The sequence below is a fragment of the Verrucomicrobiota bacterium genome, from assembly GCA_016871535.1.
In the GTDB taxonomy this organism is placed as follows: domain Bacteria; phylum Verrucomicrobiota; class Verrucomicrobiia; order Limisphaerales; family SIBE01; genus VHCZ01.
Genome location: VHCZ01000252.1, coordinates 1 through 8,855, shown reverse-complemented (window position 1 = coordinate 8,855; position 8,855 = coordinate 1). Strand labels below are relative to the sequence as shown.

9 protein-coding genes and 1 pseudogene are annotated in these 8,855 nt (G+C 59.6%); 4 read left to right on the top strand and 6 right to left on the bottom strand.

Annotated features, from left to right (window positions below; genetic code table 11):
- Nucleotides 1-188 precede the first annotated feature (188 nt).
- The gene (locus FJ398_22750) at nucleotides 189-452 is read left to right on the top strand and encodes a hypothetical protein (GenBank protein MBM3840727.1); all 264 of its coding nucleotides are present in this window, start codon (nucleotides 189-191) and stop codon (nucleotides 450-452) included.
- A gap of 56 nt (nucleotides 453-508) precedes the next feature.
- On the opposite strand, the gene FJ398_22745 is transcribed toward FJ398_22750, so the two are convergent.
- From FJ398_22745 to FJ398_22720, 6 genes are all read right to left on the bottom strand, one after another.
- Entirely contained in the window at nucleotides 509-1,096 is a 588-nt protein-coding gene (locus FJ398_22745; protein ID MBM3840726.1) for a tubulin--tyrosine ligase family protein, read from the bottom strand.
- Between the two features lie 78 nt (nucleotides 1,097-1,174).
- The gene (locus FJ398_22740) at nucleotides 1,175-1,624 is read right to left on the bottom strand and encodes a KH domain-containing protein (GenBank protein MBM3840725.1); all 450 of its coding nucleotides are present in this window, start codon (nucleotides 1,622-1,624) and stop codon (nucleotides 1,175-1,177) included.
- 25 nt (nucleotides 1,625-1,649) lie between these two features.
- A complete protein-coding gene (gene yidC, locus FJ398_22735) occupies nucleotides 1,650-3,473 on the bottom strand; it encodes a membrane protein insertase YidC (protein ID MBM3840724.1) in 1,824 nt (607 codons plus the stop codon).
- Nucleotides 3,473-3,856, bottom strand: a complete 384-nt coding sequence (gene yidD / locus FJ398_22730) for a membrane protein insertion efficiency factor YidD (protein MBM3840723.1) — start codon at nucleotides 3,854-3,856, stop codon at nucleotides 3,473-3,475. Before yidD ends, yidC begins: the two co-directional genes overlap by 1 nt.
- A 1-nt stretch (nucleotide 3,857) precedes the next feature.
- Nucleotides 3,858-4,253, bottom strand: coding sequence for a ribonuclease P protein component (rnpA, locus tag FJ398_22725; protein ID MBM3840722.1), 396 nt, complete (start codon nucleotides 4,251-4,253; stop codon nucleotides 3,858-3,860).
- 14 nt (nucleotides 4,254-4,267) lie between these two features.
- Entirely contained in the window at nucleotides 4,268-4,405 is a 138-nt protein-coding gene (locus FJ398_22720; GenBank protein ID MBM3840721.1) for a 50S ribosomal protein L34, read from the bottom strand.
- 420 nt (nucleotides 4,406-4,825) lie between these two features.
- On the opposite strand from FJ398_22720, the gene FJ398_22715 reads away from it, so the two are divergent.
- The 3 genes and pseudogenes from FJ398_22715 (at nucleotide 4,826) to FJ398_22705 (ending at nucleotide 8,761) form a co-directional block, all read left to right on the top strand.
- On the top strand, nucleotides 4,826-6,118 hold the full coding sequence (locus tag FJ398_22715; GenBank protein ID MBM3840720.1) for a glutamate-5-semialdehyde dehydrogenase: 1,293 nt from the start codon (nucleotides 4,826-4,828) through the stop codon (nucleotides 6,116-6,118).
- Between the two features lie 883 nt (nucleotides 6,119-7,001).
- Nucleotides 7,002-7,898 (top strand): annotated as a pseudogene (locus tag FJ398_22710) (hypothetical protein).
- 230 nt (nucleotides 7,899-8,128) lie between these two features.
- Complete coding sequence (locus FJ398_22705) at nucleotides 8,129-8,761, top strand: MarC family protein (protein MBM3840719.1); 633 nt, start codon at nucleotides 8,129-8,131, stop codon at nucleotides 8,759-8,761.
- Nucleotides 8,762-8,855 lie beyond the last annotated feature (94 nt).

Sequence of the window (8,855 nt, the reverse complement as noted above, 5' to 3'; positions counted from 1 at the left end):
TCTCAAGTCATCCCAAGAGAATTTCCCTGATCGGTTAGCCAGGCCATAGCTTGGCCCTTGGCCTGCCAAGGGCGCGGCAGGCATTCTTCTTCAATCTTCGCTTGGGTACCGGAATCGGAACGCTCTACCCCCCGTAATGCCTCTCCGCAGCCGAATCTAGCTAGCCTAGTCTAGCCTAGCCTATTTAAGTGTCTTCCAGCAGCCAGACCAGTCCGGCGAATATCCCGTTGTCGCTTCAATCCTCGCGCCCCCACGGCCGGGAAGACCGAGCCGTGAGCGCGGTCGTGCCGCGAACAACACCGCAAGAATACGTGCCTCCACCGCCGGCGCCCATTTCGCGCCCGCCGGTCGAGTTGGATGCGGGCACAGAAAAGAAACTGAGCCGCATCAAAGAGGTTCAGGTCGCCTTCCGCGCCGCGCTAAACATAGCCAACTTGATCGAGGAGCAGTAATTGCTGGATTCGATTGTCTGACGCGCCCCGAGGAATGCAGCCAGCCAGCGTTCAATTCAGGACGCCTCGTTGATCACCCACTCGAACTCGCGGGGAGATGCCAAATCCGCAAGCGACCTTCCCGCGCGTTTGCGTTCCTGGATTTCCAGGACGATGCGGGCGGTCTCTTCAAGCACTCGCGGGACCAGTTTCATTTTGACGTCGTCGTCAAAACTGAGTCCGGGACCTCGCTGGATTTCCGTGAGCCAGGGCTGAAGTTTAACATCCAGGATGATATCGGCGCCGTAAAGCCCGAAACAAAGGCCGTTCTCCTGACCTTGGGTCAGCGTTTCTTTCGCGGCCTGCGTGACAAACGCCAGTATCCGCTTGAGCTTCGGCGCCAGTTCGTCTCGGACGAAGTTTGGGCCCGCGCGGTGGTGATCTCTGGCCAGATAGTCCTGGAAATCCGAGAAGCTCCATTTCAACACCAAGGACGGATCGACTCGTTGGGAATGTGGTTGAGAAGTTGGTGAGGACCGAGGCTTGAACACAAACGTTGGTATCCTTTGCGCATCCAGATGAGGTCCGCTTCTTCCGGCGCTTCGACAAAACGAAATCCCAAATCCTTGAAGATCGACCGGGCGTTGGTCGAAGCGGCGTCGCATTAGATCGAGGCTGAGGCGAACTCAGGCTTTTTTAGCGTGCCAGCTTCAGGACCGTCGATTTCCCGTGCCTCCGGGCGCTCAATGCCTGGGCCGGAGAATGATCGCCTTCTTGTCAGAACCGGCCACTTCGACGCTGTGCGTTTCGACGGCCGGATCGTCCTTGAGCGCGTTGTGGACAATGTGGCGATCGAAAGCGTTCAGCGGCGGCAGCTCCACAATGTCCCCCCAACGCCGCACTTTGTCCGCGGCTTCTTTGGCCTTCTGGACGAGAGCCTCGCGGGCCTGGGTGCGGTACGAACCCACATCTAGCGTGACTTTCGGAGCGTTCTGGTCTTGGCGGAACAGCAGCCGATTGACGAGGTATTGCAATTCGCTCAACGTCTGGCCCTGGCGGCCAATCAAGCGGCCGGCATCTTCGGTTTTGACATCAAGCACAATGCCGTCGTCCATGTGATGCTCTTCGACGGTCGCCTCGAATCCGAGGTGTTTCAGTAACTGCTCCAGAATAGCTTTTGCTTCAGCAGCCATAGGCAGGTTAAATCGTTAAATCGGCTCAGGGCTGGCGCCTTTTCTTCGGTGCTGAACCTAGAGGCGACACCGGTTTCGCTATGGGTTGGGTCTTGGGATCGGTCGCCTTCGTTACCTTCATTTGCAGAATAGTTAGCAGATTCTGCACGGTCCAGTAAAGGGTTAAGCCCGCGGAAAAATTATAAAGGAACACCATGAACATCAGCGGCATGTACTTCATGATGCTTTGCTGGACCGGATCCATGCCGGGCGACGGCGGCGTCAGCCGCGCCTGCCAGAGCATCGTCGCGCCCATCATCAAGGGCAGCGGATTGATCGGCAGGCCGGAGCCGGGAATTCCAAAAAACGGGATGAATCCCAAGCCGGGAATGACAAATACCGTGTCCGGCTGCGAGAGGTCGCACGCCCAGAGAAAGGCAGCTCCGCGCAATTCGATGGCGCTTTGCAGCATCTGGTAGAAACCGATGAACACCGGAATCTGCAGGAGCATCGGCAAGCAACCGCCGAGAGGACTGACCCGGTTCTCTTTCATGAACTCCATGAGTTTCATGTTCATCTTCCGCGGGTCGTCCTTGTATTTCTCCTGGATCGCCTTCATCTGCGGCTGGAGGGCGGCCATGCGTTTCATGGACTTGGTGCTGGCGTTGGTCAGCGGCCAGAAGAACAGCTTGATCAGAACCGTGATGACGATGATGGCGGCGCCGTAATTCTGCGTCACCGCGTAGAGTCCTTTCAGGGACAGGAGAAGGCCCTTGGCGAAAAAGCCGAAGAATCCAAAGCGCATGACCAGGTCCAGATTTCGGCCGAGCAAAGAAAGCGTATAATACTCCTTCGGGCCGGCGTAGAGATCAAACCTGTGTTCGAGCGATTGATTCGGCGCGAGGGTGGTCCCGGCATACACAAAGGAGACCTGATGTCCGAAGGGTTGTGCCCACGTTTTGGAATCGGCTTCGATCGCCTCCTGGCTCGGGCGCGGAAGCTCGACCCTGTGCGCGCGCAGGCGGTAAGCGGGTTGCGCAGGGACGCCGATGATCGCAAAGAACTGGTTGAACGCCGAGGCCCAGAACACATTGCTGCTCCCGGCCGCAAAATCCGATTGGGGCCGCCCGCCAAAGCAGCCGGCGCTTCCCGTAAAGGCATCTTCCGCCTTGTTGCCGTTGTGCCATTGCGCTCCGAGCATCAAAGATTCGTCGTGGTTTCCCATCGGCGTGGAGGTCCCCACCACACATTCAAAAGCGGGAAGGGCAACCGCCTGGTTAGAGCGATTCTCAAACCGGTTGGTCGCCTTAATCAAATAATTGGTGCTGAGGGCAAAATCTTTGATTAAGAAAAGGCCGCTCGAAAGCGCCTTCTCCGCGCGCACGCCAAACGGCATGGTGGTCAATTTGAAAAGGCCGTCCCCCTCCACGGCTTCTCCGCCGATCACCGCCATCGCGGGCCGCTGGGCGCCAGTGTTGAGAGAAGCGAGACGAGCGCGGTTCGTCGTCTCCTTGCGGTCGCAGGAAATAGTCGCGGGATACTTGATCAGTTCGACGAACTTCAAACCTCCGCCGTGGGTCGTGAAGGTGTATCGGGCGTTTTCATTTGTCACGGTGATGCTCTCTTCCGCAACGCCCGGGCGGATGATTCTGGAAGTGTCAAGGCTCGGCGGCGCCGGCGAGGGCGCGGAGGCGGGATCGGGAGGCTTGGTTGTGCCCGGCTTGTTTGTGTCGATGTCCGTGGCCGATTGCGAAACGGTGTTGGTTCCTTCCGGGGCTGGCAAGGGAGGGAACAACTTGTTGACGAGCGGATACCACGCCATCAACAAAGCAAACGAAACCAGAAGAATGATGAAAGACTTACGATCCATTACAGGAATTGTTCCCTGAACAAGGTCGGGCGAGTCCGTCCCGGCGAGCCGCTCAACGAGTTTGGAACACGTCCGATTCGGCTCGCTGGGGACAGGCTCGCCCGACCTTTAGGTCCACAGGAAGGTTGACAGGATTGAGGAACCGGCGGCACGGGGTCATGGCCGCATCCACCCCACGGATGACATCGGCAGATTCGTTTCAGCGAAAGCCAGGCGCCGAGCCAAGGGCCGTGCGTTTTCAAGGCCTCGAACGCATACCCCGAACAACTCGGCGTGTATCGGCAATGGCCGAGCGGGCCAAACACAAGCGTCTTTGCCGGTGAGAGAAATCGCCGATAGCACCATACGGCGCCGATCAGGATGGCCTGAACGATTTTCAAGATGTCATTTGAGCAAGTTCGCTTGCCGGAGAACCGCGAGGAGATCCCGTTCAACGTCTGCCAGTTTCTTGTCCGCAATCGACGACCGCGCCACCAGCACCAACTCCACCGATTTCTGCAAGTCGTGTTGATGCCGCCGAAAGGCCTCGCGCAGGAGCCTCCGGGCGCGGGTCCGAATGGTGGCTTTTCCCAATTTGCGGCTGGTGATCACCCCCAGGCGGCTGGGCGTTTCGCCGGGCTGCGGAAACCAATTGGCAATCAGACAACCTCGAGCCAGGCGTCGGCCCTGGTCGCGGACGCGCAGAAATTCCTGCCTCGTGCGCAGGCGCATGGAACGCTTCAGTTCGTGGCGGCGGCGGTTTGAGGCCGGCGCCGCTGGAACCGAGTTCTGAGCCTGCATGCGAAGCGTCCGGATCAGACCGGGGTCAGGCGTTTGCGTCCGACGCGGCGGCGGTTGGCGAGAATCGCCCGGCCGCTTTTGGTCGAATTGCGGTTGAGAAAGCCGTGTTGCCGTTTGCGGCGGATTTTCGACGGCTGATATTGACGTTTCATGCGTGATCGTAGTCAGTTCGAGTTCAAGTGCGTGGCCCGGACCACACGGCGCTCTCGCGTCGAAGCCACGTGTTGAGCACCCCCGCTGCTGACGGGATGCGGGAGATTATCAGTGAAATTTCGAGTGTCAAGCGAGCCGCTCAAAAGCTCAAAAGCGAAGCGGCGGATTGAACTGTCGGTCAGCGAAGTCTTCTCCCTCTCTTCCCGAAGGGAGGAGTGGGCTGGGGGAGAGGGGGTGCGTTGGCTCGCTTTTCATGTTTCCAAGAAACCCCTCTCTCCAACTCTCTCCCCACTCGTGTCCTCGCGGGGAGAGAGAGAAGTCAATCGGAGTCGTTGACCGACAGCTTTGATCGCACCCCTCAAAAGTGAAGCCGCCCATTTCGCGCTTTTATCTTGGTGGTTTTGACTTAATTTCCCGCCATGACTTTGGCGGAACAAATGACGCAACTGGCCCGACAAGCCAAAGCCGCGTCGCGCGCGCTGGCGAGGCTTTCCCGCGAGCAAAAGAACGCTTGCCTCGCGGCCATGGCGGAAGCGATCGAGAGCAACGGTCAAACCATTAAAACGGCGAACGAGGCCGACATGGATGCCGCGGCGCAGGCCGGACTTTCAGCCGCAATGCTGGACCGGCTCAAGCTCGACGAGAAGAGGATCTTCGGGATGGCGAAAGGCTTGCGTGAAGTCGCGGCTCTGCCCGATCCGGTCGGGCGCATCCTCGATGAGCGGGTTCGGCCCAACGGGCTGAAGCTCCGGAAAATCTCCACCGCGATCGGCGTGGTCGTCATCATTTACGAGGCGCGCCCCAACGTTACGGCGGACGCCGCCGCGCTTTGCTTCAAATCCGGCAACGCCACGATCCTGCGAGGCGGCAAGGAAGCGATGCATTCCAACCGCGCCATCGCGGACCTGATGGTGACGGCGGCGCAGAAATGCCTCCCGGACTTCCCGGCCCACGCCATTCAAGTGGTTCCCACTCCGGACCGCGAGGCGATCAAGGAACTCCTGTCGTTGACGCAGTACGTCGATGTGTGTATGCCGCGCGGCGGGGAAAGCCTCATCCGCGCCGTGGCGGAATGCGCGAAGGTCCCGGTCATCAAACATTACAAGGGAGTCTGCCATGTCTATGTTGATGGCGCGGCGGATTTGCAGATGGCGGAGGCAATCGCGATGAATGCGAAAGTGCAGCGCGCAGCCGTGTGCAACGCCATGGAAACGCTGCTGATCGACCGGGCGATTGCCCCGGTGTTCTTGCCCGGCATCGCCCGGAAGCTGGCCGAGAAGAAGGTCGAACTGCGGGCGGACCCGGAAACCCTTGAGAATCTCAAATCTCAAATCTCAAATCTCAAATCGCCAATCCGCCTCCGCGCCGCCACGGAACAGGACTGGTTCACCGAATACAATGATTACATCCTGAACGTCCGAATCGTCGGCGGGGTTCAAGAGGCGGTCGACCACATCAACCATTATGGCTCGGCGCATTCCGACAGCATCGTGACGCGCGATGAAGCGCGCGCGCAGAAATTTCTCGGCGAGGTCGATTCGGCGGCGGTCTATTGGAACGCTTCGACCCGCTTCACCGACGGCGGCGAGTTCGGCATGGGGGCGGAGATCGGGATCAGCACGGACAAGGTCGGCGCCCGCGGCCCGATGGGCCTGGAGGAGTTGACGACCTACAAATGGATCGGGATCGGAAACGGCCAAATCCGCACCTGACCGGACCGACTGCTTCTTAAGAGGAGGCAACGGAGAGAACAGAGGCCGAGGATCATGAAATCCGAAATCCGAAATCCGAAACAAATTCAAAACTCAAATTCGCCCATCCGGAAAACGCGCCGGGGTTTCGGACTTTCTCTGCCTGTCTCTGTTTCCTCTGTGCGCTCCTGTTTGACATTGAATCAACGTAGGGCAGGCTTCCAGCCTGCCCGCTGCAACCATGGTCCAAACGCTTTCCCTGGCTGATCAGGCCCGCTTTGTCCGGGGCCGCATTCCTCCCCAGGGTTTGTTCGCGGGGCAAGAATTCCGAATTTCGCCCGCGCCCTTTCCGATTGAGGTTCGCCTGGCGAAAGATCTGGAGTCGGTCGGACGCGTGCTGCTCCAATTCAATCGCGCAGTCAATCTGCTCTATCGCCTGAGCGTCGCGGGCAAACAGCCCGCCTGGGTCGCGGCCTGGCTCGATCAGGGCAAGCCGCCGGAACTGATCGAGCTGCAGCGTTCCAGTGCGTTCAAGAACGAATTGCCGCGCGTTATTCGCCCGGACATGTTGCTGACCGACAGCGGCGTCAGCATCACGGAACTGGACTCGGTGCCGGGGGGCATCGGGCTTACGGCGTGGCTGAATCAGACGTATGCGGAACTCGCTGAGGCTTCGGCGGCGATGCCATCTCTCGCGGGTGAAGCGACGGCTGCCGACTCCGTTTCCCCGACGCCTACTGCCCAACGCCCCTCACCCATTCCTTATCCGCAATCGCCAATTGCCAATCGCCGATCGCCAAGCCCTGATCGCCAGTCGCCGATTGCCAAGCGCCAAGCGCCAAGCGCGGGTCGCCAGTCACCCAATGCCGATCGCCAAGCGTCGGGCGCCCATCGCCCATCGCCCATCCTTGGCGGCGCCGACGGAATGTTAAACGGTTTCGAAAGCATCTTCGGCGACGCCGGGAAAGTGCGGATTGTGATCTCTGAGGAGTCGGCCACGTATCGTCCGGAGATGGCGTGGCTCGCCACTCAGCTTGGGAATGAACGGTTCGACGTCTGTGATTCCGGCTTCACCGACTTCCATGAGGGCGACGCGGTTTATCGTTTCTTCGAGTTGTTCGACCTGGAGAACGTGGGGAACGCGGAAGCGATTTTCCAACTGGCCAGGGACAAGAAGATTCGTCTCACCCCGCCGCCCAAAACGATCTTCGAAGAGAAGATGCTGTTCGCGCTCCTGTGGAATCGGAACTTGCTCGGCTTCTGGCGGCAGGAGCTTGGGGAAGGATTTCTCGAACGGCTCTGGCGGCTGGTTCCCTACACCTGGCTGGTCGATCCTGCGCCTTTGCCGCCCCACGGAGCGATTCCCGAACTCAATCTCACAGACTGGCACCAACTGAAAACGCTTTCGCAACGGGATCGGGATTTAGTTCTGAAAGTCTCCGGATTTTCCGAGCAGGCGTGGGGCGCGCGCGGGGTCTATCTGGGGAGCGATCTCTCGGCCAGCGACTGGACGGAAGCCGTCGATCTGGCGATCGGCTCGTTCGGACGTTCGCCATTTGTGCTGCAACGCTACCACAAGCCGAAGACTGTTGAGATGTCCTGGTTGGATTTTGGGCGGGGAGAGTTGTTGAGAATGAACGGGCGCGTCCGGCTCTGCCCGTATTATTTCGTGAGCGGCGAGGGAGACAACGCGCGGGCGAATCTAGGCGGTGTCCTGGCGACGATTTGCCCGGCTGACAAAAAAATCATCCACGGGATGAAAGACGCAATTTTGGTTCCGTGCGCAGCGGAGCATGTTTAACGCGGTTGACAATTCTGAGTTCATGGGCGGTGCCGAATCGCCTTTCCCCTCTCCCCTGGGGCCCTGGAGAGAGGGAGCATTGCCCTCCGCGCTGGAAAAGCCTCGCGCATCAGGATCGAACGGGCGTCACGACAGCCATACCCTCTCCTTGGGCAGAGGGCCAGGGTGAGGGGAAAGGACGCGCCATTCGGCTCTGCGCAGCGGAATCCTGGCACTGGATGGGGATCGAAATGAGCTTAACCGAGTACATTCTGTTCGCTGCCGGGTCGTTGTTCATGATCATCGACCCCATTTCGCTGATCCCGGTCTTCGTGTCCATCACCCCGGACGACACGCCCAAACAACGCGAAAAGATGGCGCGGCTGGCGTGCCTGGTCGCCGCAGGGGTTTTGATTGGCTTCACCCTCATCGGGAAGAAGCTGTTCCATCTGATGGGGATTACTTTGCCCGCGTTCAAGATTGCCGGAAGCATCGTGCTGCTCTTGATCGCGCTGGACATGCTCCGCGCGCAGCGGTCACGCGTTCAACAGACGAACGAGGAAACGGACGCTGCCGCCGCGAAAGAGGACATCGCGATCACCCCGCTGGCAGTGCCGTTGTTGGCGGGACCGGGCGCTATTTCAACCGCCATCCTCCTGGAGGACCGCGCGAAGGGATGGGCGCAGGAAGTGGCGTTGCTGGCTTGTATCGGCGCGGTGTGCGCGGTCAGCTACTTCGTGCTGCGCCTGTCCGCGCACGGGGCGACGTGGATCAGCCCCATCGCGATGCGCATCGTCACTCGGATCATGGGTCTGCTGCTGGCCGCGGTGGCGATCCAGTTCATCCTCGACGCGATCGCCGAACAAAAGGGAAAACTCTTCTAGTGATGTGTCTCACAAATGGCTGGAGTTATGCCGCAAGGGATTTTGGCCTCCCGCGAGGCGCGAGCGACGCGCATACCCCTGGTGGGTCTGTAAG